Source organism: Microbacterium sp. (assembly GCF_040394595.1).
GTDB lineage: Bacteria > Actinomycetota > Actinomycetes > Actinomycetales > Microbacteriaceae > Microbacterium.
This window is the reverse complement of sequence record NZ_JBEBSA010000026.1, coordinates 1-26,685: the sequence shown is the minus strand read 5'-3', so window position 1 is coordinate 26,685 and position 26,685 is coordinate 1. Positions and strand designations below refer to the sequence as shown.

At 71.1% G+C, this 26,685-nt stretch carries 24 protein-coding genes and 1 riboswitch; of the genes, 10 read left to right on the top strand and 14 right to left on the bottom strand.

The features are described from left to right. Positions 1–184 precede the first annotated feature (184 nt). Positions 185–1,114 carry a putative endonuclease domain-containing protein gene (locus ABWO84_RS15390; RefSeq protein ID WP_353116132.1) on the top strand — a complete coding sequence of 310 codons (930 nt, stop codon included), beginning with the start codon at positions 185–187 and terminating at the stop codon, positions 1,112–1,114. A gap of 356 nt (positions 1,115–1,470) precedes the next feature. On the opposite strand, the gene ABWO84_RS15385 is transcribed toward ABWO84_RS15390, so the two are convergent. Continuing rightward, entirely contained in the window at positions 1,471–2,427 is a 957-nt protein-coding gene (locus ABWO84_RS15385) for an AraC-like ligand-binding domain-containing protein (RefSeq protein ID WP_353116130.1), read from the bottom strand. Between the two features lie 119 nt (positions 2,428–2,546). Here ABWO84_RS15385 and ABWO84_RS15380 point away from each other — a divergent pair, with 119 nt between their 5' ends. Together ABWO84_RS15380 and ABWO84_RS15375 are read left to right on the top strand one after the other, a co-directional pair. Then, positions 2,547–3,710: a DUF998 domain-containing protein gene (locus tag ABWO84_RS15380; protein WP_353116128.1), complete on the top strand. Its 1,164-nt coding sequence runs from the start codon at positions 2,547–2,549 to the stop codon at positions 3,708–3,710. Positions 3,711–3,738: 28 nt separating this feature from the next. Then, a complete protein-coding gene (locus ABWO84_RS15375) occupies positions 3,739–4,368 on the top strand; it encodes a Type 1 glutamine amidotransferase-like domain-containing protein (protein ID WP_353116126.1) in 630 nt (209 codons plus the stop codon). 6 nt (positions 4,369–4,374) lie between these two features. On the opposite strand, the gene ABWO84_RS15370 is transcribed toward ABWO84_RS15375, so the two are convergent. Then, on the bottom strand, positions 4,375–6,114 hold the full coding sequence (locus tag ABWO84_RS15370) for an L-aspartate oxidase (RefSeq protein WP_353116124.1): 1,740 nt from the start codon (positions 6,112–6,114) through the stop codon (positions 4,375–4,377). 77 nt (positions 6,115–6,191) lie between these two features. Here ABWO84_RS15370 and ABWO84_RS15365 point away from each other — a divergent pair, with 77 nt between their 5' ends. After that, positions 6,192–7,118, top strand: coding sequence for a LysR family transcriptional regulator (locus ABWO84_RS15365; protein WP_353116122.1), 927 nt, complete (start codon positions 6,192–6,194; stop codon positions 7,116–7,118). Positions 7,119–7,130: 12 nt separating this feature from the next. Here ABWO84_RS15365 and ABWO84_RS15360 read toward each other — a convergent pair whose 3' ends face one another. Continuing rightward, positions 7,131–9,119, bottom strand: coding sequence for a primary-amine oxidase (locus ABWO84_RS15360; RefSeq protein WP_353116120.1), 1,989 nt, complete (start codon positions 9,117–9,119; stop codon positions 7,131–7,133). An 88-nt stretch (positions 9,120–9,207) separates the two neighbouring features. Next, entirely contained in the window at positions 9,208–9,789 is a 582-nt protein-coding gene (locus ABWO84_RS15355; RefSeq protein ID WP_353116118.1) for a TetR/AcrR family transcriptional regulator, read from the bottom strand. A gap of 66 nt (positions 9,790–9,855) precedes the next feature. On the opposite strand from ABWO84_RS15355, the gene ABWO84_RS15350 reads away from it, so the two are divergent. From ABWO84_RS15350 to ABWO84_RS15335, 4 genes are all read left to right on the top strand, one after another. Further along, positions 9,856–10,422 carry a hypothetical protein gene (locus tag ABWO84_RS15350; protein WP_353116116.1) on the top strand — a complete coding sequence of 189 codons (567 nt, stop codon included), beginning with the start codon at positions 9,856–9,858 and terminating at the stop codon, positions 10,420–10,422. A gap of 197 nt (positions 10,423–10,619) precedes the next feature. Beyond that, on the top strand, positions 10,620–11,207 hold the full coding sequence (locus ABWO84_RS15345; protein ID WP_353116114.1) for a TetR/AcrR family transcriptional regulator: 588 nt from the start codon (positions 10,620–10,622) through the stop codon (positions 11,205–11,207). Positions 11,208–11,404: 197 nt separating this feature from the next. Continuing rightward, positions 11,405–12,853: a glyceraldehyde-3-phosphate dehydrogenase gene (locus tag ABWO84_RS15340; RefSeq protein WP_353116112.1), complete on the top strand. Its 1,449-nt coding sequence runs from the start codon at positions 11,405–11,407 to the stop codon at positions 12,851–12,853. 35 nt (positions 12,854–12,888) lie between these two features. Beyond that, positions 12,889–13,929 (top strand): winged helix DNA-binding domain-containing protein, encoded by a 1,041-nt coding sequence (locus ABWO84_RS15335; protein WP_353116110.1) that lies wholly within the window; start codon positions 12,889–12,891, stop codon positions 13,927–13,929. A 247-nt stretch (positions 13,930–14,176) separates the two neighbouring features. Here the strand turns inward: ABWO84_RS15335 and ABWO84_RS15330 are convergent, their stop codons facing one another. Further along, complete coding sequence (locus tag ABWO84_RS15330; protein ID WP_353116108.1) at positions 14,177–15,619, bottom strand: helix-turn-helix domain-containing protein; 1,443 nt, start codon at positions 15,617–15,619, stop codon at positions 14,177–14,179. Positions 15,620–15,728: 109 nt separating this feature from the next. On the opposite strand from ABWO84_RS15330, the gene ABWO84_RS15325 reads away from it, so the two are divergent. Beyond that, the gene (locus ABWO84_RS15325; protein ID WP_502915427.1) at positions 15,729–17,600 is read left to right on the top strand and encodes a phosphoenolpyruvate carboxykinase (GTP); all 1,872 of its coding nucleotides are present in this window, start codon (positions 15,729–15,731) and stop codon (positions 17,598–17,600) included. Between the two features lie 170 nt (positions 17,601–17,770). Here ABWO84_RS15325 and ABWO84_RS15320 read toward each other — a convergent pair whose 3' ends face one another. Both ABWO84_RS15320 and ABWO84_RS15315 read right to left on the bottom strand, forming a co-directional pair. Then, positions 17,771–19,660: an ABC transporter ATP-binding protein gene (locus ABWO84_RS15320; RefSeq protein WP_353116106.1), complete on the bottom strand. Its 1,890-nt coding sequence runs from the start codon at positions 19,658–19,660 to the stop codon at positions 17,771–17,773. Between the two features lie 30 nt (positions 19,661–19,690). Continuing rightward, positions 19,691–19,891: an AsnC family protein gene (locus ABWO84_RS15315; protein WP_353116104.1), complete on the bottom strand. Its 201-nt coding sequence runs from the start codon at positions 19,889–19,891 to the stop codon at positions 19,691–19,693. Between the two features lie 85 nt (positions 19,892–19,976). Here ABWO84_RS15315 and ABWO84_RS15310 point away from each other — a divergent pair, with 85 nt between their 5' ends. Continuing rightward, on the top strand, positions 19,977–20,603 hold the full coding sequence (locus ABWO84_RS15310; RefSeq protein ID WP_353116102.1) for an HAD family hydrolase: 627 nt from the start codon (positions 19,977–19,979) through the stop codon (positions 20,601–20,603). 3 nt (positions 20,604–20,606) lie between these two features. Here ABWO84_RS15310 and ABWO84_RS15305 read toward each other — a convergent pair whose 3' ends face one another. From ABWO84_RS15305 to ribD, 7 genes are all read right to left on the bottom strand, one after another. Beyond that, entirely contained in the window at positions 20,607–21,017 is a 411-nt protein-coding gene (locus ABWO84_RS15305; RefSeq protein WP_353116100.1) for a hypothetical protein, read from the bottom strand. 84 nt (positions 21,018–21,101) lie between these two features. Next, positions 21,102–22,556 (bottom strand): MFS transporter, encoded by a 1,455-nt coding sequence (locus tag ABWO84_RS15300; RefSeq protein ID WP_353116098.1) that lies wholly within the window; start codon positions 22,554–22,556, stop codon positions 21,102–21,104. Positions 22,557–22,654: 98 nt separating this feature from the next. Beyond that, positions 22,655–23,011, bottom strand: a complete 357-nt coding sequence (locus ABWO84_RS15295) for a Fe-S protein (protein ID WP_353116096.1) — start codon at positions 23,009–23,011, stop codon at positions 22,655–22,657. Positions 23,012–23,072: 61 nt separating this feature from the next. Then, complete coding sequence (gene ribH, locus ABWO84_RS15290; protein ID WP_353116094.1) at positions 23,073–23,558, bottom strand: 6,7-dimethyl-8-ribityllumazine synthase; 486 nt, start codon at positions 23,556–23,558, stop codon at positions 23,073–23,075. Then, on the bottom strand, positions 23,555–24,823 hold the full coding sequence (gene ribA / locus ABWO84_RS15285) for a GTP cyclohydrolase II (RefSeq protein WP_353116092.1): 1,269 nt from the start codon (positions 24,821–24,823) through the stop codon (positions 23,555–23,557). The genes ribH and ribA overlap by 4 nt, the downstream gene beginning before the upstream one ends. Further along, positions 24,820–25,443: a riboflavin synthase gene (locus ABWO84_RS15280; protein WP_353116090.1), complete on the bottom strand. Its 624-nt coding sequence runs from the start codon at positions 25,441–25,443 to the stop codon at positions 24,820–24,822. Before ABWO84_RS15280 ends, ribA begins: the two co-directional genes overlap by 4 nt. Next, entirely contained in the window at positions 25,443–26,468 is a 1,026-nt protein-coding gene (gene ribD, locus ABWO84_RS15275; protein ID WP_353116088.1) for a bifunctional diaminohydroxyphosphoribosylaminopyrimidine deaminase/5-amino-6-(5-phosphoribosylamino)uracil reductase RibD, read from the bottom strand. Before ribD ends, ABWO84_RS15280 begins: the two co-directional genes overlap by 1 nt. Positions 26,469–26,522: 54 nt before the next feature. After that, a riboswitch (FMN riboswitch) is annotated at positions 26,523–26,663 on the bottom strand. Positions 26,664–26,685: the final 22 nt, after the last annotated feature.

Genomic DNA, 26,685 nt, shown 5'->3' with positions numbered 1-26,685 from the left:
GTGCCCGGTGGGTCGCCCCTGCGGGGTAGCCTGCGTCCGTGCCCGGTGGGTCGCCGGGAGGGAACCTCTCGTTGGGTGGTCAGTTTCGGCAGGTTTTGGCCCGAATTCCTGCCGAAACTGACCACGCGATGGCTGGCTGTGGAGAACTCCGGACGCTGACGGGCCGATCCGCAAACATGAGGGCATGACCCGAGAACATGCGAAGAGCCCGCCGCGCGGAGTGCCCTTCCGTGTCTCGGATGCTCCGGAGCTGGGGCTCACGCCCGGACAGCTGAGGAGGACCGGGATGCAGCGCCCCTTCCGTGGCATCCGCGGGGTGGAGCTCGCCCTGGGGACGCTCGCCGACCGCTGCAGGGCCTACCTGCCGGCCCTGCATCCTGATGCCGTCTTCAGTCATTCGACGGCGGCCCGGCTGCTGAGGCTCCCGCTGCCCAGGAGACTCCAGGACGAGGAGGTGATCCACGTCACCTGCGGGTCGCCCACGCGTCCGCGGATTCCCGGCGTGAGCGGTCATCGTGAGCGGAACCTCCGCACGATCCGGTGGCAGGACCTTCCGCTCGCCGCGCCGGCCGATGTCTGGTGTCAGCTCGCGATGAGTCTCGCGGCGCCGGAGTTGATCGCGTTGGGCGACGCCCTGATCTCGGTGAGGCGCGCCGGTGGCAGCGTCCGTGCTCCATGGTGCAGCGCGGAGGATCTCGAGGCCGCCATCGAGAGGCGGAGCCCTGCCGCCGGCACCGCGAAGCTCCGCGCCGCGCTGCCGATGGTGCGCGCCGATGTCGACTCGCCCAAGGAGACCGAACTGCGGCTCTTGCTCCTGGAACGGGGCTTCCCCGAACCGGTCCTCGGCGCCCGTGCTCGGAATGCCCGCGGAGAGTCGGTCCGTGCCGACGGCTTTCCGGTCCGGCCCGACCTCTCGTACCCTGACGCGCGTGTGGCCCTCGAGTACGAAGGGGACCAGCATCGGACGGATCCGCGGCAGTGGCGGATCGACCTCGCACGGGTGCGGGCGCTCGAGGCGGCGGGGTGGATCGTGATCCGCGTGACCGCGGCCGACCTGCGCTCGCCGCAGGACCTGCTCCGCGATCTGTCGGCGGCTCTCGCCCGGCGGGGCTGAGCCCGCCGCCCCGCCTGCCCCTCTCGTGTGGGCGCTTTCCACCGGCGGGCGCTTCCTGTCGGGTGGGTGCTTCCTGTTGGGTGGGTGCTTCCTGTTGGGTGGGCGCTTCCTGTTGGGTGGTCAGTTTCGGCAGGTTTTGGCCGCGAAAGTTGCCGAAACTGACCACCCAAAGCGGGGGAACCGCGAAAGTTGCCGAAACTGACCACCCAAAGCGGGGAACCGCGAAAGTTGCCGAAACTGACCACCCAACACGGCACACCCAACACGGCACACCCCGCACGGCACACCCAGCACGGCACGGGACGACCGCCTGCAGGACGCGCGGCACGGCGCCGCGGGCCCAGCGGTCCGGACGGCTAGTGGGCGGCGCGGTACTCGCTGGGGGAGATGCCGTAGGCGGTCTTGAAGGCCCGGCTGAAGTGCGCGGCGTCGACGAAGCCCCAACGGGCGGCGATCGCCGCCACGGGGCGGTCGGCGAGCATGGGGTCGAGCAGATCGCGCCGGCACTGCTCCAAGCGGCGGGTGCGGATCCAGGTGGACACCGTGGTGCCCTGCTCCTGGAAGAGCCCATGCAGATGCCGGGTGGAGATGTAGTGCGCGGCGGCGATCGACGCCGGTCCGAGGTCGGTCGATGCGAGGTTGCGGTCGATGTGCCCGCGGATCCGCTGCATGAGCGCGCGGTGCGGGTCGGCGGCCGCGTCGTCGAGCCCGAGCTCCCTGGTGAACACGGTGGACACGAGGTCGAGGGCGCTGTGCGCGAGGCGTGCGCCGGTCGAGCCCGCGAGCTGATCGAGGTTGCCGGCGAGCTGGCGGAGGTAGGGGACGACCATGCCGCCCAGGCCCTCCTGGCCCGAGATTCGCACGGCCGTGAGCTGCCCGATCATCTCGGGCGGCAGGCTCAGCAGGTGCTTCGGGAACATCACCACCATGGTGTGGAAGTCCTCGTCGAACACGAGCGAGTAGGGGCGGTCGGTGTCGTAGACCGCGAGGTCGCCGGGAGACAGCACCGCCTCGCGGTCGTCCTGGATGAGCAGCCCGGTGCCGGCGAGCATGAGGCTCACCTTGAAGTAGGAGCGGTCCATCCGGGCGATGAGCTCGGGCGTGCGCTCGACGACGTGCGCGGTGGCGCGGAGGTCGGTGACGTGCACCTCGTCGACGGCGGCCCCGCGCAGGACGCTGCGGAACGGCTCGGCACCGTTCGCGCTCACCTGCAGCGGCACGAACGAGTCGGAGACCGCGGAGCGGAACTCCCCGACGCTGCGCGCGACGAGGGTCGACACCGACTCGGCGGGGGCGGCGGAGACAGCGGCCATTGTGCATCACCTCGGGTGGGGGAGCGACGTCATTGTATACGATCCGTTCCGGCACTCTACCACCCCGGGCGCGATCCCGGGACGCCCCGAACCCTTCTATGCTGTGCACGGAGGCGATGATGAGCAGCGAGACCACCGCGGACGCCGGCACTGGCACCGCTGCCGTTCCGACCGCCGTGCCGAACGCCGCGGTCACCCGCATCCTGACCGAGCTGCGGATGCTCCGGGAGAGCCCCACCCGCGAGGCGGTGCTCGAGACCGCCGCCCTGCTCGTCGGGGCGCTCTTCTTCGTCATCGGCTTCGTCGTGGCGCTGCTCTCGTTCTGGGGGCACGTCCTCCCGATCACCGGGCCGGGATCGATCGGCGTCTTCGCCTCGGTGAGCGGGGCCGTGACCGCGGCCGCGTCGTTCGTGCTCGGGCGGCTGTCGGTGCGCCCGGACGGCGCCCCCGAGATGCGCGACGGCTTCGTCGAGCCGGGGCAGCGGCTGCGCTGGTACGACCTCATCGCGATCGGCTTCGCCCATGCGGCGATCGCCCTGCTCGGCTGGATCGGCATCGCCCAGCTGCTCGAGCTGAGCTTCCAGGACGCCCCGGTCTACGCCTTTCCCGGCGGCGTGCTCATCGGCGTCGCCCTCGCCCTGACCGCCTACGTCTGCTATCTCAGCGCGGCGGCGCTCGACCCGATGAACCTCTCGCTCGTGCTGGCGATCTTCCTCGTCGTCGGCGCCTTCGCGGCGATGCTCGCGGCGACGGACAAGCACTGGTGGCGCGACAATCTGTCGGCGCTCGGCCAGACGACGAACGGCTCGGCGCCGGCCTTCAACGCGACGATCATCGCAGCCGGCGTCATGGTCACGACGATCGCCCGCTACGCCACCGCCGCGCTGCCCACCGGCACCCGGGAGGAGCGCCGCGGCCGCGGCATCGTCCGCGCCGGTCTGATCCTGCTCGGGATCTTCCTCGCCTGCGTCGGGATCTTCCCGGTCGACGCCTTCTTCCTGCTGCACAACACGGTGGCGACCGGGATGGCCGCGGTCTTCGCCGTGGTCGTGGTCGGCCTTCCGTGGTTCCTGCGCGATCTCCCGCGGGCCTTCATCTGGCTGGGGTGGATCTACGTGCTGGTCATCGCGCTGCTCGGGATCTTCTTCGCCACCGGCTACTACAACCTCACCGCCGTCGAGCTCATCGCCGCCGTGCTCATCTTCAGCTGGATCATCGTCTTCCTCCGCACCGCGAGCGTCGCGCACGCGGCAGGGAGGGGGCCGCAGCCGGCTGCCTCCTGACGTCGGAGGCCGCGCCTAGGATCGCAGGATGCCCCTCCTGCTGCTCTCCCTCGGCGCCGGCGCCCTGCCGGAGTTCCTCTCGGCCCACCTCGACCGCGCCGTCTCCGGCGCGCGCATCGGATACCTCGGCGATGCCGCGGGATCGGGGGAGGACGGCTTCGCGAGTGTCGAGAGGCAGCGGCTCACCGAGCTGGGCTGCGCGGTGGTCGACGTCTCGGCGGGATCCTTCGTCGATGCGGAGTCGTTCGCCGCGGCGCTGGACGGCGTCGACGCCGTGTACGTGGCCGGAGGCAACACCTTCCTCCTGCTCGACGCCCTGCGGCGGCATGGGGCGGCAGAGGTGCTCGCCGCACGGGTGCGCGCGGGGCTGCCGTACATCGGCCTGAGCGCGGGGTCGATCGTCGTCGGTCCCAGCGTCGAACCGGCAGTGCCGATGGACGACCGGTCCGCCGCCCCGGGGCTCACCGACCTGCGGGGCCTCGGCCTGGTCGACACCGTCGTGATCCCGCACGCCGACGGCCGTCTCGAGTCCTATCCGCCGGCCCTCATCGCGGGCATCGTGGCGGAGTACGCCGACCGGTTCCCGCTCGCCCTGCTCCCCGACGACCAGGCGTTCGCCGTGGAGCAGGGCGAGCTGCGACCGATCCCGTCCCCCTGAGCCGGACTACTCGACGAGCTTCCCCGTCTGGTCGACGTCGCGGATGAGCTCGGCGATCTCCTCGGGCACCGGCGGGATGTCCTCGCGCACGACGCCGGTGGCCGGAGACCACACGAGGTTGACCTGCAGAGTGGGGTCCTGATCGGGGTAGTCGCTGCGGTTGTGGCATCCGCGGCTCTCGCGGCGCTCCCGCGCCGCCTCGAGCGTCGCCCGCGCGGCCAGGGCGGAGGAACGCAGGTCGAAGGCGTGCGCCAGGTCCTGATAGCCGGCGATGTCGGGGTGGATGCCGACGTCGGCCATGCGGGCCTCGATCGCGTCGAGCTCTGCGATGCCCCGTCGCAGCCCCTCCTCGTCGCGGACGACACCGGCATGGGTGGTCATGGTGTCGCGGATGGCGCGCTGCAGCGCCCGCACGTTCTCGGGGCCGTCGGCGGAGAGCAGGTCGTCGACCTCTTTCCGGGCCTGCGCGAGCGCGGCGGGGGAGCGGCGCTGCGCCGGCAGCGACCGCGAGTGGGCGACGGCGGCGCGCCCGACGATGCGGCCGAACACCAGCAGCTCGATGAGCGAGTTGCCGCCCAGCCGGTTCGCGCCGTGGAGGCCGCTGGACGCCTCGCCGATCGCGTAGAGGCCGTCGACGTCGGTGCGATGGTCCTCGGGACGCACCCACACGCCGCCCATCGAGTAGTGCGCGGTGGGTGCGATCTCGATGGGCTCGCGCGTGATGTCCTTCATCTGCAGCTCGAGCATCGTCTGGTAGACGCGCGGCAGACGGGTCATGATCGTCTCGCGGGGCAGGTGCGTCACATCGAGCCAGACGCCGCCGTTCGGCGTTCCGCGTCCCTCCGCGATCTCCGTGTAGGCGGCCAGTGCGACGCGATCGCGGGTCGAGAGCTCCATGCGCTCGGGGTCGTAGCGCTCCATGAAGCGCTCGCCGAGGGCGTTCCGCAGCACGCCGCCCTCACCGCGCGCCGCCTCGGAGACGAGCGTGCCCGCGTCGCTCTCCGGCTCCAGGATGCCGGAGGGGTGGAACTGCACGAGCTCGGGATCCCTGATCCGTCCGCCGGCCTCCACCGCGAGGCGGAAGGAGTCGCCGGTGTTCTCGTCGCGTCGTGAGGACGTGCGCCGCCAGATCCGGTTGTGGCCGCCGGCCGCGAGCACCACCGCGTCGGCGTGGATGACGTATCGTGTGCCGTCGGCGAGGTCGAAGCCGTAGGCACCGAACACCTGTCCCTCGTCGACCAGCAGGCGGGTGATGTAGATCGTGTCGAGCACCGGGATCTCCAGCTGCTCGGCGTGGTGGATCAGCGCCCGCTGGATCTCGAGGCCCGTGTAGTCGCCGGCGAAGGCGGTGCGGCGGTAGGTGTGCGCACCGAAGAAGCGCTGCGAGATGCGGCCATCCGCCTCGCGTGCGAAGCCCATCCCGTAGCGCTCCAGGTCGCGGATGCCCTCCTCCGCGCCGCGCGTGACGATCTCGACCGTGCGCGGATCGGCGAGGAAGTAGCTCTCCTTGATGGTGTCCGCGGCGTGCTGCTGCCAGCTGTCCGCGGGGTCCATGGTGCCGAGGGCGGCGTTGATGCCTCCTGCGGCGAGTGAGGTGTGGGCGTCGTGGCGCGGGCGCTTGCCCACGGTGATGACGTCGACCCCCTGCTCGGCGACCTCGATGGCGGCGCGGAGGCCGGAGCCTCCCGTTCCGATCACGAGCACCGTGGTGGAGACGGTGCGCTCGCGACTGATGTTCTCGTTCATGCCTTCCACGCTAGGAAGACGCGCACGATAACTCCAATGCATAATCCAGCTCGAAACGATGCGCCTAGGCTATGGACATGAATCTCGAACAGCTGCAGGGCGTGGTGGAGATCGCCCGCACCGGCAACTTCACCCGCGCCGCCGATGCGCTGCATCTCGCGCAGCCGTCGCTGAGCAGGCAGATCGCCGCTCTCGAGCGGGAGCTCGGCGCCGAGCTTTTCCATCGCGCCCGCGGACACGTCTCGCCCACGGCGGCGGGTGCGACCCTGCTGCCCTATGCCCGCAGGATCCTGGCGGATGCGGACGCCATCCGCCAGGAGATGGGGGAGATCGCCGGCCTCCGGCGCGGCAGGGTGCGGCTGGGCGCGACGCCCTCACTGTGCACGAGCATCGTCACCGAGGTGGTCGGCGCATTCCGCGACCGGCATCCGGGGATCGAGATCTCGGTGCTCGAGCGGGGATCCCGGGGCCTGGTCGACGCTCTCGCGGAGGGTGAGCTGGATCTCGCGCTGGTGACCTCCTCCGACGCGACCGCGGCATCGCCGGTGAGCCTCACCCGCACGCCGCTGCTCGTCGAGGATCTCGTCGTGGTCTCCTCGTCCACGTCGCCGCCGCTCGCCGAGGACGGGCGGATCGGTCTCGCCGACCTCGCGCGGCTGCCGCTGATCGCCTTTCCCCGCAGCTACGACCTGCGGGTCGCGACGGATGCGGCGTTCGCCGGCGCCGGCCTCCGGCCCGCGTTCGTCGTGGAGGGGCCGGAGATGGACGCGGTGTTGCGTTTCGTCGAGCGCGGCGTCGGCGTCGCGATCGTGCCGGCGCTCGTCCACCACGGCCGCGCCGAGCTGCGGGCGACGGCGCTGACCGCCGCGATGTCCCGCACGGTGAGCCTGGCGCGCCGGGCGGACATGCCGCCGTCGCACGCCGCGCACGCGCTGCAGCGCACGATCGTCGCGACGGCCGACCGGTTCGCCTCGGCCGGCGCGTTCATCTCCCGCGCCGGCTGAGACGCCGCCCGGTCAGTGGCCGCAGGAGCAGGCGCCGCCCTCGCAGCATCCGCCCCCTGCGGCGGGAGCTCCGTGCGCCTGGGACGACTCCGGCACATCCATCGCGGGGTTCTGGTCGAGGAAGCCGTAGGGCCTGAACCGGAACCCGGCCGTGTCCACCGGCATGATCGGCCAGTCCTCCGGGCGAGGGAAGTGCGTGAGCCCGAAGGTGTGCCACAGCACGATGTCGGCGCCGTCGATCGAACGGTCGCCGGACGTGTACTCCGGCAGCCCGGCTCCGCCCTGATGCGCATTCGGGTAGCGGCCCGCGGGCCAGAGCTGACCGTCCTCGTGCGCGGTGGCCCAGAGATGCTTGGTCGCGAACGCCGCACGGGCCGCGACCGAGGACGCGGGGTCGGCCATGAGCAGCGCCGTGGGCTCCGGCACGAGGTGGTAGGCGGTCGGCCGGCCGACGTGGTTGGTGCGCGAGGCGCTCTGCACCTCCCAGACCCGCGCGACGGCGCTGTCCGCCTCGCGCTGCGCCTCGGACTCCGTGCGCAGCGGGGTATCCGTCCAGCTGAACGCGTTGCCGAACGGGTTGTCCGGTCCCATCGGCACGCGCAGGGCGTCGACCTCGACGAGCCGGTTGTCGTCGCCGTCGATCGCGACGTCGAGCCGCGCGCAGAACAGGTGCTGATGCACCGGTGCGAAGACGCCCGGAGCGAGCTCCGTGGCGTGCGGCTGCCGCACACCCGGCTCGCCGGCCCCCGCGAAGACGATCCCGGTGGCCTTCGCGACCACCTCGATCGATCCGTCGAGGCCGAAGTTCCAGTAGAACCCGTAGTCGTAGTTGCCGATCGTGGAGAAGTACGAGATCACGAACCGGCGCGCGCGGCGCACATCGGAGCGGCCCTGCAGATCGGTGTGCTTCCAGAGGATGCCGTCGTCCTCCTCGTGCATGCAGACGACGTGCGGGATGCGCACCGGGTGGCCGTGGTCGTCGGCGACGTAGCCGTCGAGGTAGCGGATCACTCCCAGGCAGTCGCAGCCGAGCTCGAGGTGGTTGGCGTTCTTGCCGAGCAGGTACTCGCCGGCGTCGAAGTAGCTGATCCAGAAGCGGCCGGGCGCGGTGTCGCCGTAGGGCACCACCATCTCGGGGACGCTCGCGCGGCGCAGCACGGACCGGCCCTGGAAGGACACCTCGTGCAGTACGAGGCCCTCGCGGGCGTTAAAGCCCACGCGCATGGACCACCCCTCCCACTCGACGAGTGAACCGGAGACGTCGAAGCTCGGACCTTGGGGCTGTGTGATCTCGATGGGCGTGAGCGAGGTACGGGCCTCGCCCTGCACCTCGGGGTAGTAGTTGCCGTGGCCTGCGGGAACCGGCACGTCGCCGTGGTCCTCGACGCGGATGACGCTGTTCGCGGTGAGGTCGATGTGCACGATCAGTCCCTCGACGGGGTGCGCCCAGGGGGAGTCGTGCTCGTCGTCGCGGAGGAAGGTGAGGGAGCGGATCACCCGGCGCCCGACCTCGTCGGCCCGTCCGGTGTATCCGGGGGCGAGAGGCGAGCAGAAGGCGAGCTCGCGATGCGCGCCGAGCCCCCGCCGCTCCATGGCGGCCTGCCACTCGGGGGAGGCCTTCGCGATCGCCTCGGCCCGTTCGTACTCCTCGAAGAGGTACTGCGGCTGTCCGTAGGGCGGGCGGTCGTTCGGTACCACCGCTGCGGACACGACTTCGCCGCGGGTGACCGAGACGATGACCTCGGTCGCGCCCCCCGTCGAGACGTCGAGCAGCGTCGCGTCGACGCGACGGTCGATCGGCGCGCCCGGCGACCAGGCGCCGAGTTCTTCGCGCGTCGGCTCGTCGGGCAGGAGCAGCGGGACGCGCACGTTGTCGCCCATCAGCCCGCTCCGTTCGAGCACGGCACGGGCGGCGGCGATCTCGGCGCCGGTGAGGGGGTCGAGGGGGTGCGGGACCGCGATCTTCTCGAGGGCGACCGGCTGCGGGGCGTGGTGGGACATCGTTGACCTCTACAATTTCGAGCAGGTGCTCAATAAACGGGTTGCGATGAGAATACGCCGCGCTGCGGCATCCCGCAAGGACGCGGGATCAGGTGGTCCAGGGGGCGAGCACCGCGTCGAGCACGCGCTGGTGGGCGGCGTCCTCGGGGGAGCTGACCTGCATGATCTGCTGGCCGTAGGTGATGGACTGCAGGAGGGCGAGCAGATCGGCGCGGGGCGTGTCGGCCCGCAGCTCCCCGTCTGCGACGGCCTCGTCGATCGCAGACCTCAGCTCGTCCTGCCACAGCGACTGCGTGGGCAGCCCCGACTCCGCGGTGTGTTCCGCCGAGGCGAGGCGCCCCCAGAAGCCCACCACGACGGCGGCCTCGGTGCGGGTGGTCGGGCTCAGCGGCAGCACCTCGCCCATGATCGCCCGCAGTCTGCTGAGGCCGTGCGTGCCCTCGGCGGCGGTGCGGATGCGGGCGGCGGTGCGCCGGGTGACCTCGGTGGCGGCGGCGCGCACCACGTCGTCGAAGCCGTCGAAGTAGTGCCAGAGCGCGCCCGTCGCCATGCCGAGCTCCTTCGCGACCGCGCGGGAGCTGACCTGCTCGTGGCCGTCGCGCGCGGCGACGGTCAGCAGTGCTTCGGCGATCACGCGCCGTCTCTCGTCGTGGTCGACAACCCGGGGCATGGCTCCATCATGTCCCATCCCCCGCGAGGGTCTTGTTATTGAGCGGATGATCAATATACTTCCGGTGTGGAACACGCCCACCCCGCAGCGCTGTGGCTGATGGTCGCTCTGGCGGCCGCGGCTGCGGCGTGCTGTCTCGCCGCGGGGCGCACGGTCCCGTGGCAGGGCAGGCAGGCGGCGCTCACGATGGCGGGTGGGATGCTCGCGCTGGCCGTCACGGGCGGAGCCGTCGTGACGATCGCGGTCGCCGGCGTCTGGGTGGTCTCGGCGATGCTCGGCACCGCGGGGCTGCGGGGCAGGCCGGAGGCGGCGAGCTGCTGCCACCGCGCGGCGGGCAGCCTTGCGATGGTGCTCTGCCTGTTCGCCGGCGGACATGAGCCCGTCTCGCCCGGCTCGCACGCGCATGGGATGGGCCTGCCCGTGCTCGCGGCGGCGGCCGTCGGCGGCATCGCCCTGTGGACGGTCCTCGGACGGCGGCACGGTGTGTTCACGGGCGCGGGCGCTGGCGCGGTTGCGAGTGCGGGACTGCGGCGCACGACGACCCGGACGGCGGATGGGCTGCTCCGCGCGGAGGCGTGGGCGATGACCGCGGGGCTGGCGCTGATGTGGGCGGCGCACGCCCTTCCGGTCTGACGCGCCCGGGGTTCATGGCGCTTCCGATCCGGCTTTCCTCCCGTCTATTCGTCGCAAAGTGCCGGAACTCGCGCGTCATTCCGGCACTTTGCGACGAATAGACGCGGGGGGAGACGCCGGGTGCGGAGGGGCGGGTGCGGTAGCGTGCACTGACGCGGACGGACCCGGATGATCCGGACGCGACGGAGAAGGATGCCATGCCCAAGATCGTCGACCACGACCAGCGCCGCCGGGAGATCGTGGAGGTGGCCAAGAGGCTCATCCTGCGCGGCGGGTTCGAGGCGGCCACGATGCGCAGCATCTCCGCTGAGGCCGGCTTCGCGAACGGAGCCCTGAAGCACTACTTCCCCGGCAAGGACTCCATCGTCGCGGCGACCTTCGAATCCGTGCTCGTGCAGATCTCCGAGCACCTCGACGCCTCCGGGGCCGAGACGCCGAGCGCCGAGGGGGAGCTGCGCGCCTTCCTCTTCTCGACGATGCCGCGGGACCGGGAGCAGATCGCCGCGGGGCGGGTGCTGCTCGCGCTGTGGAAGTACGCCCTCGTGCATCCGGCCCTCGCCGACCTCTACCGCGGGCATCTGGACGGCTGGAGGGACGCCCTGGTCACACGGATGGAAGCCGCCCGCGACGAGGGGGCGATCCGCGACCAGGACTTCGCCCCGCTCGCCGACGAGTACATCTCCACCGCGATCGGCGGGACCATCGTCCACCTCATGCACCCGGGCGGCGAGCGGATCGCCGAGTACGACGCGTACATCGAGCGTTTCCTCGCGCGTCTGCGGTAGGGGCGTCCGCCGATATCCGGATTCTTAACGAGGACGGCGCATTCGCGATTCTTGAGATCCGGATCGGCCGGATCGGCCTCGGCCCGCCTCCTACGCTGGAGGAGACGGACGTCGCAGCAGGGTGCAGCCCGCGCGACGGACTCCCCGTCCGCGCCGCCCGATCCCCGCGGCGCGTCGCCTCGCATGCAAGGAAGCCGATGAACGACGTCGCCGCCCGCCACGACGAATGGACCACGAAGGAAGAACTGGCAGAGCGGATGATCCCGCTCATCGGTGCGTTGCGACGGGAGCACGACGTCGTGACCTCCCTGCACGGACACCGTCTGCTCGGCCTGTCGGCGACCGGACTGCTCGAGGTGCACGACCGCGTCGCGCAGCTCGGCCACGCGGAACTGCCCCTCGATCGCACGCTCGAGACGCTCGAGGGGCTGCACCGGCTCGCGCCCGGCGCCTCGTCGATCGACGTGGCCCGCCTCGTCGAGGAGCACGCCGCCTCCGCGCGCCCGCTCGACGAGTACCTGGCCGAGGCGCTCGCCCCGGCACTCGGCGCCGAGGCCGCCGAGCCGACCGATGTGGTGCTGTACGGGTTCGGCCGCATCGGGCGGCTGCTCGCCCGCATCCTCATCGCCCACACCAGCGGCGGCAGCGGTCTGCGGCTGCGCGCGATCGTCGTGCGTCGCGGCGCGGAGAACGACCTCGTCAAGCGGGCATCGCTGCTGCAGCGCGACTCCGTGCACGGCCGGTTCGAGGGCTCGGTCTCGGTCGACGAGGAGGCCGAGCAGATCATCGCCAACGGGACCCGCATCCAGGTCATCTACTCCGACGACCCCGCGACCGTCGACTACACGGCCTACGGCATCCGTGATGCGATCGTCGTGGACAACACCGGCCGCTGGCGCGACGAGGAGGGCCTCAGCCGCCACCTCCGCTCCACCGGCGTCGCCCGCGTGCTGCTCACCGCACCGGGCAAGGGAGCCCTGAAGAACATCGTGCACGGGATCAACCATGAGACGATCGAGGACGCCGACCGGATCCTCTCCGCGGCCTCCTGCACGACCAACGCCATCACCCCGGTGCTGAAGGCCGTCGACGAGGCCTACGGCATCGTGCGCGGACACGTCGAGACGGTGCACTCCTTCACCAACGACCAGAACCTCATCGACAACTTCCACAAGGGCGACCGGCGCGGGCGCAGCGCCGTGCTCAACATGGTCATCACCGAGACGGGCGCCGCGAAGGCCGTCGCCCGGGCGCTCCCCGAGCTCGCCGGCAAGCTCACGGGTTCGGCGATCCGGGTGCCGACGCCCGACGTATCGCTCGCGGTCCTGCACCTCACGCTGGAGAACCCGGCCGACCGCGACGAGCTCAACGACTACCTGCGGCGGGCGTCGCTGCACTCCAAGCTGCGGCAGCAGATCGACTACGTGGAGAGCCCCGAGGTGGTCTCCACCGACTTCGTCGGCTCCCACCGTGCGGGGATCGTCGACGGCCTGGCCACCATCGCCACCGGTCACGATGCGGTGCTGTACGTCTGGTACGACAACGAGTACGGCTACTCCTGTCAGGTGGTCCGCGTGATCGAGGTCATGGCCGGCTCCCACCCGGTGGTGATCCCGGAGCGCCGCGAGGTGACGCTGCACGGCTGAGCGCGGATGTCCGAGGTCTCGGGCAGGATGGTCCCGTGAAACAGACTCGCCTGCTGAGCGAGCGGCTGCGCTCCCACCGGCTGTCCGCTCCGGCGCGGACGGTGACCGACGCCGCGGCGCACATGCTCGCGGTGCAGAGCCAGGACTTCGTCGCCGGTCGCTGGGCGCTCGGCGTGCGCACCCGCGGGGCGACGTTGCGCGACGTCGACCGGGCCTTCACGCGTGGGCGTCTCGTGCGCGCCTGGACGATGCGCGGCACCCTGCACATCGTGCCCGCTCCCGATCTGGGCTGGATCCTCTCGGTCACCGCCGACCGCCAACGGCAGCAGGCGGCGACGCGGCACCGTCAGCTCGGCGTCGACACCGCGATGCTGACCGTGGCCGAGCGCGCCCTGCGGGAGCGCATCGCGCGCGAGGGGCGGGGGGTCACCCGTGCCGAGGCGTTCGAGGCGTTCTCCGCCGCGGGCATCGACCCCACGGCGCAGCGCGGCTACCACCTGCTGTTCGCCCTGACCGTCGGCGGGATCCTCTGCCAGGGACCGGTCGTCGGCCGTGAGCAGCTGTTCGTGCTCGCGGAGGAGTGGGTGCCCTCGTCGGCGGAGCCCGACGATCCGTTGTCCGAGCTGTTCGTGCGATACATCGCCGGGCACGGGCCCGCCGGCGTCGCGGACTTCGCATGGTGGTCGGGTCTGACCCTCGGGACGGCGCGCGAGGCGGCGGAGCGCTCCCGCGGACGCGTCGCCGAGGTCGAGGACGGGCTGTTCGCCGCGCTCTCCGCGCCGCGCCGTTCGGGTGACCGGGAGGTGCACGCTCTGCCGGCCTTCGACGAGTACTACCTCTCCTACGCCGACCGCTCCACGGTGTGCACGGCGGAGCAGGCGGCCGTGGTCGGTCCCGGGAAGAACGGGATGGTCCGGGCGACCCTCGTCGAGTCCGGCCGGCTCGCCGGCACGTGGTCGCACACGGGCGTGCGCGATGGGGCAGTGCCCGTCGCGGAGTTCTTCGCGTCGGCCTCGCCTGGGCTCACCGAGTCCGCGGTCGCCGCACTCGAACGGTTCCGGGCCTTCCTGGTCTGACCCGGTCTCGGGTCCGCTCGTCCTGCATCCCGATCGCCCGGGTTTCGAGTGCGGGGTGTCGTTCGGGATGCGGAGTGCTGGGCCGGGTTCGTCCGGTCTCGTGGCCGGACGTTCTGCACCCGGTGTGACGTTCGGCATCCGGATCGCCCTGTTTCGGGGTGCAAGACGTCGTTCCGGATGCGGAAGCGTAAGACCGGATGCCCGCTCCGGGCATACCCGGGGCCGGCAGGCCGGGGATCGTCCGGGACTACTCCGCGGCGTGCCGGTCGAGGAAGGCGTACACCTCGGTGTCGTCCACCCCGGGGAAGGCTCCGCGGGGGAGTGGCGAGAACATGTGCGTGTGCACACGGGCGCTCGGCCAGGCCTTGCCGGTCCAGCGGGCGGCGGCCTCCTGGTCGGGGCGCCGGCAGCACGACTCGTCCGGGCAGGTCGACACCGCGCGCGATGCGGTCTCCCGGCCGCGCCACCAGCGGGCGTCGTCGAAGGGTACGCCCACGGTGATCGAGAACTCCCCGTCACCGGAGGTCCCCGTCTGGGTGGCGCACCAGAAGGTGCCGGCCGGGGTGTCGGTGTACTGGTGCTGCTCGGTGGTGCGGTTCTGCTGGCCGAAGGCGGAGCGGGCCTGGAAGCGCCGGCACACCGGCTGCCCCTCGACGGCCCCGGTGACGTCCATCGGCAGGGGCAGGTCGTCGTTCTCGTACACGCGGGTGATCGAGCCGGTGTCGTCCACCCGCAGGAAGTGCAGCCTCATGCCGAGATGCGCGGTCATGAGGTTCGTCATCCGCATGCCGGCGGCCTCGTGGGTGACGCCGAACGCGTCGCGGAAGTCCTCGACCGCGAGGTTGCGGTCCTTCTTGGCCTGCTGCAGGAACGCGACGCCGGCCGTCTCGGGGATGAGGCAGCAGGCGGCGAAGTAGTTGATCTCGAGCCGCTGCTGCAGGAAGTCGGCGTAGTCGGTCGGGGGAGTGTGGCCGAGCAGACGGTGCGCCATCGCCTGAAGGGCCATCGAGCGCAGGCCGTGCCCTCCCGGGATCGAGGCCGGCGGCAGGTAGATCCGTCCGTTCTCCAGATCGGTGAGCGACCGCGTGGAGTGCGGGAGGTCGCTGGCGTAGATGAGCTCGAAGCCGAGCTTCTCCGCCATGATGCTGACGGTGCGGTGGGTCAGCGCCCCGGAGGCGTGCCCGGCGGCCTTGAGCTGCTTCTCGGCGAGCTTCTCGATGTCGGCGCGGTAGTTGTCCTGTGCGCGCATCCGCAGGCGCAGCTCGGTGTTGGCGCGGCGAGCCTCCTCCGGCGTCGCGATCGCCTCGCGCTCCCGTCGCTGCAGCTCGTTGTGCAGGCCCAGCACCGACTCGATCGTCTCGTCGCTCATGCCCTTGGTGACCCGCACCGGCGCGATGCCGAGCTGGCGGAAGACCGGGCTCCGCTGCGCGCGGTCGAGCGCGATCTCCAGCGCGGCGCGGCGGTTCGGGGGCTCCCCGGAGATGAGGTCGGCCACGTCGGTGGCACACGCCTCGGCGATCGCCTGCAGCAGGGAGAGCTTCGGCTCGCGCTTGCCGTTCTCGATGAGGCTGAGCTGCGAACCGGCGATGCCGACCTTCGCTCCGAGCTCGTCGAGGGTGAGGCTGCTCTCCACCCGGTGATGCCGGATGCGGTGCCCGAGGGTGGTCAGTTCCAGTCCGCTGCTCGCCATGTCTTGATGATATCGAAAGAATCATTGTTCTTTCGCATCGAAATGACCGAAAGTCGCAGCGAACCGCGCAGAAGATGGATGTACGGCATCCCGTTTCAAAGGAGCAGACATGGCTATCGCCGAGACCTACACCCCCCGCATCACCAGCGTCGCGCCCGCGCACCGGTTCGGGGCGGCACCGGCGTACGACACTCCTGCGATGGCGGAGCTGCGCGAGTGGGTCGACGGCATCGCCGCGCTCACCCAGCCGGCGCACGTGCACTGGGTGGACGGCTCCCGCGCGGAGAACGAGGCGATCCTGCGCGAGCTCGTCGACGAGGGCAAGATCATCAAGCTCAACCCGGAGTGGCGCCCCGGCTCATACCTCGCCCGGTCGCACCCTAGCGACGTCGCCCGCACGGAGGCGCGCACCTTCATCGCCTCGGCGGCGAAGGAGGACGCCGGCCCCACCAACAACTGGGCCGACCCGGCGGAGATGCACGCCACGATGGATCGGATCTTCGAGGGCTCGATGCGCGGGCGCACGATGTACGTCGTGCCCTTCTCGATGGGACCGGTCGGCGGCAAGCTCTCGCACATCGGTGTGCAGATCACCGACAGCGCCTACGCGGTGGCATCCATCGGCATCATGACCCGTGTCGGAGAAGAGGTCACCCGCCGCATCGCCGACGGCGCGCCGTGGGTGCGCACCGTGCACTCGGTCGGTGCTCCGCTCGAGCCGGGCCAGGCCGACGTGGAGTGGCCCTGCAACGACGAGAAGTACATCGTGCACTTCCCCGACACGCTCGAGGTCTACTCCTACGGTTCGGGATACGGCGGCAACGCGATCCTCGCCAAGAAGTGCTTCGCGCTGCGGATCGCCTCCGTGATCGCCCGCGACGAGGGCTGGCTGGCCGAGCACATGCTGCTCATCCGGGTCGTCTCGCCCGAGGGCGTCGCGCATCACGTCGCCGCCGCCTTCCCGTCGGCCTGCGGCAAGACGAACCTCGCGATGCTCCGCCCCACCATCCCCGGATGGAAGGTCGAGACTCTCGGCGACGACATCGTCTGGATCCGTCCGGGCGAGGACGGCCGGATGTACGCGATGAACCCCGAGGCGGGCTTCTTCGGGGTGGCCCCCGGCACGGGCGAGTCGACGAACGTCACCGCGGTCGAGACCCTCTGGGGCAACACGATCTTCACCAACGTCGCGTTGCGCCCCGACGGCGATGTGTGGTGGGAGGGGCTCACGGACACCCCGCCGGCGAACCTCATCGACTGGGAGGGCAACCCCTGGACACCGGAGTCTGGTCGCCCCGCCGCGCACCCGAACTCGCGCTTCACGGTGTCGGCCGCGCAATGCCCGCAGATCTCCGAGGACTGGGAGGCTCCGGAGGGCGTGCCGCTCGACGTGATCCTCTTCGGCGGACGCCGCGCGACCAACGTGCCGCTCGTGGTCGAGGCCACCGACTGGACCCACGGGGTGTTCCTCGGATCGACGATCTCCTCGGAGCGCACTGCGGCGGCGGAGGGCACCGTCGGCGAGCTGCGCCGCGACCCCTTCGCGATGCTGCCGTTCTGCGGCTACAACATGGGCGACTACTTCGGCCACTGGCTGAAGGTGGGACGCACGCTGCGCTTCGACCGCGCACCGCGCATCTTCCAGGTGAACTGGTTCCGCCGCGGAGAGGACGGCCGCTTCCTGTGGCCCGGGTTCGGCGACAACTCCCGCGTGATCGACTGGATCATCCGGCGCATCGAGGGCCGGGTCGGAGCGGTCGACTCGCCGATCGGGCGCCTGCCGAAGCGCGAGGACCTCAATCTCGAGGGCCTGTCGATCACCGATGCCGATCTGGACGAGCTGTTCTCGGTCGACGTCGACGCCTGGAGCACCGAGGCCGACCTCACCGAGGAGTTCTACGGGATCTTCGGAGACCGGTTGCCGGCCGCGCTGCGCAGCGAACTGGAGGCCCTGCGCTACCGGCTCGCCGCCGCACGCTGATCCGGCTCAGACCCGCGGATGCGGGGCGCCGAGACAATCATGGCTGAGTGGTCTCGGTGTTCCGCATCCGCGTGGCGCGCGGATGACGATCCGTGCGTGGACGAGACGATCTGCATCCGCTTCTCACGGGGGCGGGTGCAGATCGTCTCCCCATATGCGGCCGTCGCGGTTCAGGCCGTGAGCAGCTGGTGCCGCGCGAGGTCGCGGTAGAGCGGGACCTGCTCGATCAGTTCGGCATGCGTGCCCTGTCCGATCACCGCGCCCTCCTGCAGCACCACGATGAGGTCGCTGTCGACCACCGTCGAGAGACGGTGCGCGATGACGACCAGCGTGCGGTCGGCGGAGACCGCATCGATCGCCTCGCGCATCCGCTGCTCGTTGACGCCGTCGAGCGAGGAGGTCGACTCGTCCAGCAGCAGGATCGGGGCGTCCGTGAGCAGGGCTCGGGCGATCGCGAGCCGCTGGCGCTCGCCGCCCGACAGCATGACGCCGTCCTCGCCGACCGGTGACTGCAGCCCGAGGGGGTCGCGCTCGAGCACGTCGCCCAGGTTCACCGCCCGGAGCACGCGCTCGCACTCGGCGTCGGACGCATCCGGCGCGGCGAGCCGCAGATTGTCCGCGAGCGTGCCGGCGAGCGTGGGGGCGTCCTGCTCCACATAGCCGAAGTGTGCGCGCAGCTGCTCCCGCGGGTAGGTGCGCAGGTCGTGCCCGTCGAGGCGGATCGAGCCCGCAGCGGGGTCGTAGAACCGCTCGATGAGGGAGAGGACGGTGCTCTTACCCGCGCCGCTGGGGCCGACGAGGGCCACGCGAGCGCCACGGGGGACCGAGAAGGACACGCCCCGCAGGACCTCGTGCGCAATCGGTTGCGGAGCCGGGGCGCCGTCCGGCGCGCGCTCCAGATGCGCGTCGACGAGCAGCGTCTGCGCCTCCTTCGCGGCGGCGGCGCGGGCGGCCAGCACGTTCTCGGGGTACTGGAAGCGCACGTCGCGGAACTCCAGTGCCGGGGCTCCGGCGACCGCGGCCGCGGTCGCCGCGGCATCCGCCTCGTCCTGCTGCGTCTCGGTCGGCAGGTCGAGCACCTCCTGGATGCGGCCCAGGGCGCCGAGCGCCTGGTTGACCGAGGTGATCGCGCCGAAGGCCGAGCCGAGCGGCATGATCAGCATGAACAGGAACATGATGAAGGTGACCAGCGACGCAATGCTCAGCGCCCCCGCGGCGACGCGGAAGCCGCCGACGCCGAGCACGACGAGCAGGGAGAGCTGCAGGGCGATCCCCGCGATCGGGACGACGAGCGAGGAGATCTTCGCGATCCGGACGCCCAGGCCGTACGCCTCGGAGGCGATGCCGGTCACGGCGTCCGTCTCGCGCTCGGTCGCCCCGGAGGCGCGGACCGTGCGGATCGAGGACACCGCGCGCTCGACGCCCGAGGCGAGTTCTCCCACCTTCTCCTGCTGGGCGGCCGAAGCGGTGCGGATGCGGCCGCTGAGCAGCACCACCACGACGACGGAACCGCCGATCACGAGCGCGATGAGGAGCAGGAGGACGGGGTCGATGAGGAGCATCGCGATCAGCGCCCCGGCGAACAGGATCACGTTGCCGACGGCGTCGGCGAGCCCCTGGGTGAGCACGGCGTAGAGCAGCGTCGTGTCGGTGCCCACGCGCGAGACCAGATCACCTGTGCGCCGGGCGTCGAACTCGCTGATGGGCAGGTGCAGGATGCGGGCGATGAGCTTGCGCCGGCTCGAGTAGACCACCGCGGTGCCGGTGCGCTGCAGCAGGTAGTGCTGGTATCCGGAGATCACCGAGGACAGGATCACGAAGGCGATCAGCAGCCAGACCAGGGCTCCGAGCGTCTCGTTGCGCTGCACGCGGTCGATCACCTGACCGACGAACAGCGGCTGGACGAGCGACGCGGCCGCGCCGAAGAGGCTCAGCACCGTGACGGCGGCGAGCACCTTCTTGTGCTCGAAGAGGAAGGGGAGGAGCTGGCGGAACGTGGCGCGCGGGCCGTCGTGCTGCGCACCGCGTCCGCGTCGGCGTGCTGTCGCCGTGCGGGACATGGGGACCTCGTATCGGGGAGAGGGGCGGCTCTATTGTCGTCCGTACTTCTTATGCGCGGCCTGTCTGCTCACGCCGAGGGCGCTCGCGATCGCCTGCCACGAGTATCCGGCCAGCCGCGCGCGCCGTACCTGGGCCTCCTCGGCCCGGGAGAGCTCTGCACGGATGCCCGCGATGCGGTGCAGCTCCGCGAGAGGGCCGCCCGACGGCTCTTCGGCGATGCGCACGTCCATGTCTGTCAACCTAGCTTGACTGTCGCGCGATTGTCAACGTCTATTGACGCAGGTCCCGTGCAGTCGCATCGCATAGGGTGTCCGGATGGCTGCGCAGAAGTGGGTCCTGTTCGACGTCGGCGGCGTGCTGGAGGCGGTCGACGACGACGCCTGGCAGGACGAGTGGTGGCGGCGCTGGAGCGGGCGGGCGGGGATCGAGGACGTCGGCCTCGATTCGCTGATCGTCACCGCCGAGCTCCCGCCGATCGATCTCGTCAGCGGTCGCGCCGAGGAGTTCTGGCAGCGCCTCGGAGACGCGATGGGGCTGAGCGGTGACGATCGCGCCGCGATGCGAGCCGATTTCTGGGATGCGTACTGTGGCGAGGGGAACGACGGGCTGATCGAGTACGCACGCGGACTCGCCGGCCGTGCGGGGCGGGCGATCCTCTCCAACTCCGCCGATGGCGCCCGCGAGGAGGAGGAGCGGCGCTTCGGCTTCTCGGCGGTCTTCGACCCCATCTGCTACAGCCACGAGCAGGGGGTGAACAAGCCCGACCCGCGGGCCTATCTCCTCGCGCTGGAGCGCATGGGGGCGGAGCCCGGCGAGGTGTTCTTCGTCGACGACCGCGAGGAGTCCATCGCCGGGGCGGCGTCCGTCGGCGTCCGCGGCATCCTGCACCGCGGCAACGCGGAGACGATCGCCGCCGTCGAGGCGTTCCTCCGCGCGGAGTGACCTCTAGTCGAGCCCGCGATCGGAGAGCCACTGCTTCGCGGTGCGCAGGGAGACGCGCAGCAGCCACGAATCCGTGATCGCCTCGGACAGCAGGTCGAGGTCGATCGCCTGGAGGCGGATCAGCACGGCGGGATAGCCGTCGAAGTGCGGGATGGTGAAGCACTCCCGAGGGTAGGTCTCCAGCATCGCCGCCTTGGCCTGCTCCCCGTCGACCCGCACGCCGACCACCACGCCGTCCGGCCAGTCGCGGCCGAGCGCGTCGAGCTGCTCGAGGTCGCGGCCGCTGGGAGGCCGCTCCCACACCACGAGCCCCTTCTTGGTGCGCCAGGCGACGCCGCCGCGGTGTCCGTCGACCACCTCGGCGACCTCGGGGAGCGTCAGAGCGATCCTCCGCACGTCGTCGAGAGTCGCCATGCCGATCAGTGTAAGCGCGCGAGGGGCCGCGGAACACCCTTTCCCGTGCCGGGGAGCGTGCGGCGGCCTTCTCGTGAGGGTGCGCTACGACGACGCGCCGACTCCGAGATCGGACTCGTAGTCGTGGTCCTTCGTCTCGGGCGTCAGCCACAGCGCGATGAAGGTGAGCACCGCCATCGCCGACAGGTAGATGCCGACCAGCCACGGCTCCCCGCCGCCGATGCGCCAGAGCTCGACGGCGATGAGCGGAGCGACGGCGGCGCCGAGGATCGACGACACGTTGTAGGCGATCGCCGACCCGGAGTAGCGCACGTTGGTCGGGAACAGCTCCGGGAGGATCGCCCCCATCGGCCCGAAGGTGATGCCCATCAGCAGGAAGCCCAGGATCAGGAAGCCCTGCGTGACGGCGGTGGTGAGCTCGGGCGTGGCCTGCGGCAGCAGGAAGAGGTTGAACGTGAATCCGAACAGGATGATCGCGCCGGTCACCCAGAGCAGCAGCTTGCGGCGGCCCACCCGGTCGGCCCACGGGCCGGACAGCAGGGTGAAGACGCCGAAGAACACCACGCCGACGATCTGCATGACGACGAACTGCGTGTATCCGAAGCCGAGGCCGGGGTAGAACTGGGCGGCGAAGGCCGCCGGGTCGAAGGCCTTGCCGGCTGCCTCTGCGGCCTTCTGTGCTGCTGCGGAGGCCGTCTCGAGCGACGAGGGCTTGGTCCCGTAGGCGAGGGTGAAATTGGTCATCAGGTAGAACAGCACGTAGGTCGCCAGCATGATGAACGTGCCGAGGATGAGCTGCTTCCAGTGGTGCCGGAACACCGTCGCCAGAGGCAGCTTGCGGATGACGCCCTTGTTGGCGGCGCGCGTGAAGGTGTCGGACTCGACGAGCTTGAGTCGCACCCACAGGCCGATGATCACCATGACCGCGGAGAACAGGAACGGGATGCGCCAGCCCCATTCGAGGAAGGCCGCCGACTTCAGGGTGGCGTCGGTCTCATGCGGGAGCAGCGCATTGATCGAGAGGAAGATGCCGTTCGCGATGATGAAGCCCAGCGGGGCGCCGAGCTGCGGGAACGAGCCGTACCAGGCGCGCTTGCCCTTCGGCGCGTTCTCGGTGGCGACCAGCGCGGCCCCCGACCATTCCCCGCCGAGTGCGAAGCCCTGCGCGAGCCGAAGGAGGAGCAGCAGCAGAGCGGCCCACCAGTTGATCTGCTGGAACGTGGGCAGCACGCCGATGAGGAACGTCGCGATCCCCATCGTGAGCAGCGAGGCGACCAGGGTGGCCTTGCGGCCGAACTTGTCGCCGAAGTGGCCGAACACCACGGCACCGATCGGCCGCGCGACCATGGCCGCCCCGAACACGCCGAAGGAGGCGAGGAGCGAGGTCGTGTCGTTCCCGGTCGGGAAGAACAGCACAGGGAACACCAGCACCGCGGCGGTGGCGTAGACGTAGAAGTCGTAGAACTCGATGGTCGTGCCGACCAGGCTGGCGGCGATGACTCTGGATCTGGGGTTTGCGGGTGCACTGGTCGTGCTCATGGTGTCTCCTCCGGTGTCGCTCCCGAGGGAGCACGGGGGAGTCTACGCCCGGTCTTCAGCGAACACTCAGGTTGACGCGCGGTCTCCGCGCGTCCGGATCACCAGATCGCGGCGATCCCCGCGTTGACGGCGGTCAGCACGCCGACGCTCCAGAACAGCGCGGCGGGGATCTCGGCGCCGCGCTTCTGGCGCGCCGATCCGATGCCGAGCAGCGCTCCGATGATGAGCAGCACGACGAGCTTCGTGCCGATCTTGGCGTAGTTCATGGTCACGCCGTCGGGCAGGCCCCACGGCGCGGCCAGCGCGAGGCCGGCGACGGCGGCGATCGTCATGCCGACCGACATCAACCCGGTGAAGGCGCGCTTGCCCCCGAACGCCTGCACCGCCCACGATCCGAACAGGATCGCGAAGCCGATCAGGTGGATGAACAGCACGACGTGGCGAAGGGTCTCCATGGCCTCAGGCTATTCCCGAAGAGGACCGTCCGCCAGGTAGGGGAGCCTCAGCCCCGGAGACTCAGCGTCCGGAGCCGGAGAGCTCCCGGATCACCAGGGCGGTGCGCAGAGCGGCGTCCGCGGCCTCGGCGCCCTTGTCCTCCTTCGAGCCCTCGAGCCCGGCGCGGTCGAGGCCCTGCTGCTGGTCGTCGAGGGTGAGCACGCCGAATCCGACCGGCTTGCCGGCATCGAGGGCGACGCGCGTGAGACCGTCGGTCGTCGCCGCGGACACGTACTCGAAGTGCGGGGTGCCGCCGCGGATGATGACGCCGAGGGCGACGACCGCGTCGGCGCCTCCCGCGAAGGCGGCCTTCGCGGCGACCGCGAGCTCGAACGACCCGGGCACGCGGGCGAGGGAGTGCGTCGCCCCCGCCTCGTCGAGCACGCGCTGCGCTCCGGCGATCAGTCCGTTCGTGATGCCGTCGTGCCAGGTGCCGGCGATGACGACGACGCGCAGCCCGGCTCCGTCGATCGGGGTGGTCGTGGCGGGTGCTCCGGCGCCGCTCATGCGTTGTCCTTTCCATGGGCGAGGGCTTCGGCCAGCTCGGCTTCGCCGATGATGTGGCCCATGCGGTCCCGCTTGGTCTCGAGGTACTGGTGGTTGTTCGGTCCGACACCGACGATGAGCGGCACCTGCTCGACGACGTCGAGCCCCAGCTCGCGGAGCTGGCGCACCTTGTCGGTGTTGTTCGTCAGCAAGCGCACCTTCGAGATGCCGAGGTCGGTGAGGATGCCGGCCGCCGCCGCGTACTCGCGCGCGTCCGCGGGCAGCCCCAGGGCGAGGTTGGCGTCGACGGTGTCGAGGCCCTCCTCCTGCAGCGCGTAGGCGCGGAGCTTGTTGATCAGGCCGATGCCGCGGCCCTCGTGCCCGCGCATGTAGATGACCACTCCGCCATCCTGCTCGATCGCGTCCAGGGCGGCGTCGAGCTGCGGGCCGCACTCGCACTTCAGCGATCCGAAGGCCTCGCCGGTCAGGCACTCGGAGTGCACGCGCACCAGCGCGGTCTCGCCGGGCTCGCCCGAGACCACGGCGATGTGATCGGTGCCGGTGATGCGGTCCTTGTAGGCGAGGAAGCGGAACGTGCCGTGCTCGGTCGGGACCGTCGCGTTGGCGCGCAGGCTCACGCGGCGGCGGGCGGGCCTCGCCCCCTCCTCGTCCAGAGGCTCGTGCTCGTTGAGGTGCGCGATCAGCTGCTCGATCGTGATCACCGGGACGCCGTCCCGCTCGCCGAGCTCCAGCAGCCCGGGGAGGCGCATCATGCTGCCGTCCTCGGCGACCACCTCGGCGATCGCCCCGACTGGCTGCAGACCGGCCAGGCGCATGAGCTCGACGGCGGCCTCGGTGTGGCCGCCGCGCTCGCGGACGCCGCCGTCGACGGCGCGCAGCGGCAGGATGTGCCCGGGACGGATGATGCTCTTCGGCGTGGACTCCGGGTCGGCGAGCACGTTCAGCGTGCGGGAGCGGTCGTGAGCGCTGATGCCGGTCGTGACGCCCTCCGCGGCGTCCACCGTGATCGTGTACGCGGTGGAGCGGGCGTCCTCGTTGACCTCCACCATCGGCGGAAGGTTCAACCGGTCGGCGAGGTCCGCCGGCATGGGGGCGCAGATCAGCCCGGACGACCAGCGCACCATCCAGGCCATGACCTCGGGGGTGGCCAGTTCCGCGGAGATGATGATGTCGCCCTCGTTCTCGCGGTTCTCGTCGTCGGCGACGATCACCGCACGGCCGGCGCGCAGGGCGTCGAGGGCTTCGGAGATGGGGGAAAGGCTCATCGCGAGCCTCCTTCCGATCGGAACGCGAGCAGCCGCTCGACGTGACGGGCGAGGATGTCGGTCTCGAGGTTCACACGATCCCCGGGGGCCAGGGCGCCGAGGGTGGTGGCCGAGAGCGTCTCGGGGATGAGGGAGACCTCGAACCAGGCCTCCGCCGCGGCCGGCGCGCTCACCGCGCTGACGGTGAGCGAGGTGCCGGCGACCGCGATCGACCCCTTGTCGACCACGAGAGGGGCGAGGTCGGCGGGCAGGGAGATGCGGAGCACGCTCCACTGATCGCCGGGGCGCACCTCGAGCACGCCGCCGATCCCGTCGACGTGCCCCTGCACGATGTGCCCGCCGAGACGGGCGCCCACGGGCATCGCCTTCTCGATGTTGACACGCGTGCCCGCGACCACGTCACCGAGGGCGGACACGTCGAGGGTCTGCCTCATCACGTCGGCGTCGAAGGTCTCGGGCGTCGAGTCGACCACCGTCAGACACACACCGCCCACGGCGATCGACTCTCCGTGAACCGCATCGGCGGCGGCACGGGGAGCGCGCACCGTGAGGCGCCAGCCGTCTCCGGCCTCCGCGATCGCGGTGACCTCGCCGATCTCCTCGATGATTCCGGTGAACATCAGCTTCCTTCCGGGGGTGTCGGGCGGGCGACGGCCAGCAGATCGGGGCCGAGCGGGATCCACTCGTCGATCGTCAGCCGTCTGGCGTCGGTGATGGTGCCGACGCCGATGTCGGTGAGCGCGAGACGGTCGCCCCCGAGGAGCACCGGCGCGAGGTACGCGAGCACCTCGTCGACGAGCCCGGCGGCGAGGAACGCGCTCGCGAGGGTCGGGCCGCCTTCGACGAAGACGCGCTGCATCCCGCGGTCGCGCAGGTCGGCGAGCACGGCGGGGAGATCGCGCGACGGGAAGAACAGCGGCGCGTGCGGATGACGGCGCACGGCGGCCTCGGCGGGCGTCTCCCGCGCGCCGACCACCACGGGCACGGGCTGATGGGGGAGCAGCGCGTCGCCGTCGCGGGCGGTGAGCGCGGGGTCGTCGGCGAGCACTGTGCCGGTGCCGACGACGATGGCGTCGGCACCGGCCCGCCGGCGATGCACGTCGGCGCGGGCGGCCGGTCCGGTGATCCACTGACTGGTGCCGTCCGGGGCGGCGGCCCGCCCGTCGAGGCTCTGCGCCCACTTCACCGTGACGTGCGGGCGCCCGAGACGCTGCACCTCGAGCCACGCGGCGATGAGCCCCTCCGCCGCGTCGGCCTGCTCGCCCGATTCGACACTGACGCCCGCGGCGCGCAGCCTCTCCGCGCCGCCGCCCGAGACCACCCCCGGATCGTCGAGGGCGTACACGACCCGCGCGACCCCGGCCTCGATGAGCGCGAGGGCGCAGGGGCCGGTCCGGCCGGTGTGGTTGCACGGCTCGAGGGTGACGACGGCCGTCGCTCCGGCCGCCGCCCCGGGAGCCAGGCGCGACAGGGCGTCGACCTCGGCGTGCGGGGTGCCGGCACCGCGGTGCCATCCCTCGGAGAGCACTTCGCCGGCGGGGGAGAGGATCACGGCGCCGACCTGCGGGTTCACCCCGCGGGGGCCGTGGGCGGCGAGCGCGAGAGCCCGCGACATCGCGTCGCGTTCCGCCTCGGTCACTGCCATCCCTCATCCCTTCCTGGGGGTTCCGGGGTCGGCAGCGCGCACAGGACTGCGTCGCTCGTGCTGCCTCTCATCCGGACTAGCGAGGTTGCCCTCGCATCACCGTCGGTCCCGGAATCTCACCGGATCGGCGCCTGTCGCCAGGCGTTCGCGGACTGTCACCGCCGGTTCGGATTCACACCGACCCCGGAGCACGTTGATGCTCTGAGTCTACTCAACG

Bases quoted from the DNA above. Each gene is read 5' to 3' on its own strand.
- ABWO84_RS15390 (WP_353116132.1), top strand. From the start codon at position 185: ATGACCCGAGAACATGCGAAGAGCCCGCCGCGCGGAGTGCCCTTCCGT.
- ABWO84_RS15385 (WP_353116130.1), bottom strand. From the start codon at position 2,427: ATGGCCGCTGTCTCCGCCGCCCCCGCCGAGTCGGTGTCGACCCTCGTC.
- ABWO84_RS15380 (WP_353116128.1), top strand. From the start codon at position 2,547: ATGAGCAGCGAGACCACCGCGGACGCCGGCACTGGCACCGCTGCCGTT.
- ABWO84_RS15375 (WP_353116126.1), top strand. From the start codon at position 3,739: ATGCCCCTCCTGCTGCTCTCCCTCGGCGCCGGCGCCCTGCCGGAGTTC.
- ABWO84_RS15370 (WP_353116124.1), bottom strand. From the start codon at position 6,114: ATGAACGAGAACATCAGTCGCGAGCGCACCGTCTCCACCACGGTGCTC.
- ABWO84_RS15365 (WP_353116122.1), top strand. From the start codon at position 6,192: ATGAATCTCGAACAGCTGCAGGGCGTGGTGGAGATCGCCCGCACCGGC.
- ABWO84_RS15360 (WP_353116120.1), bottom strand. From the start codon at position 9,119: ATGTCCCACCACGCCCCGCAGCCGGTCGCCCTCGAGAAGATCGCGGTC.
- ABWO84_RS15355 (WP_353116118.1), bottom strand. From the start codon at position 9,789: ATGCCCCGGGTTGTCGACCACGACGAGAGACGGCGCGTGATCGCCGAA.
- ABWO84_RS15345 (WP_353116114.1), top strand. From the start codon at position 10,620: ATGCCCAAGATCGTCGACCACGACCAGCGCCGCCGGGAGATCGTGGAG.
- ABWO84_RS15340 (WP_353116112.1), top strand. From the start codon at position 11,405: ATGAACGACGTCGCCGCCCGCCACGACGAATGGACCACGAAGGAAGAA.
- ABWO84_RS15330 (WP_353116108.1), bottom strand. From the start codon at position 15,619: ATGGCGAGCAGCGGACTGGAACTGACCACCCTCGGGCACCGCATCCGG.
- ABWO84_RS15325 (WP_502915427.1), top strand. From the start codon at position 15,729: ATGGCTATCGCCGAGACCTACACCCCCCGCATCACCAGCGTCGCGCCC.
- ABWO84_RS15320 (WP_353116106.1), bottom strand. From the start codon at position 19,660: ATGTCCCGCACGGCGACAGCACGCCGACGCGGACGCGGTGCGCAGCAC.
- ABWO84_RS15315 (WP_353116104.1), bottom strand. From the start codon at position 19,891: ATGGACGTGCGCATCGCCGAAGAGCCGTCGGGCGGCCCTCTCGCGGAG.
- ABWO84_RS15310 (WP_353116102.1), top strand. From the start codon at position 19,977: ATGGCTGCGCAGAAGTGGGTCCTGTTCGACGTCGGCGGCGTGCTGGAG.
- ABWO84_RS15305 (WP_353116100.1), bottom strand. From the start codon at position 21,017: ATGGCGACTCTCGACGACGTGCGGAGGATCGCTCTGACGCTCCCCGAG.
- ABWO84_RS15300 (WP_353116098.1), bottom strand. From the start codon at position 22,556: ATGAGCACGACCAGTGCACCCGCAAACCCCAGATCCAGAGTCATCGCC.
- ABWO84_RS15295 (WP_353116096.1), bottom strand. From the start codon at position 23,011: ATGGAGACCCTTCGCCACGTCGTGCTGTTCATCCACCTGATCGGCTTC.
- ribH (WP_353116094.1), bottom strand. From the start codon at position 23,558: ATGAGCGGCGCCGGAGCACCCGCCACGACCACCCCGATCGACGGAGCC.
- ribA (WP_353116092.1), bottom strand. From the start codon at position 24,823: ATGAGCCTTTCCCCCATCTCCGAAGCCCTCGACGCCCTGCGCGCCGGC.
- ABWO84_RS15280 (WP_353116090.1), bottom strand. From the start codon at position 25,443: ATGTTCACCGGAATCATCGAGGAGATCGGCGAGGTCACCGCGATCGCG.
- ribD (WP_353116088.1), bottom strand. From the start codon at position 26,468: ATGGCAGTGACCGAGGCGGAACGCGACGCGATGTCGCGGGCTCTCGCG.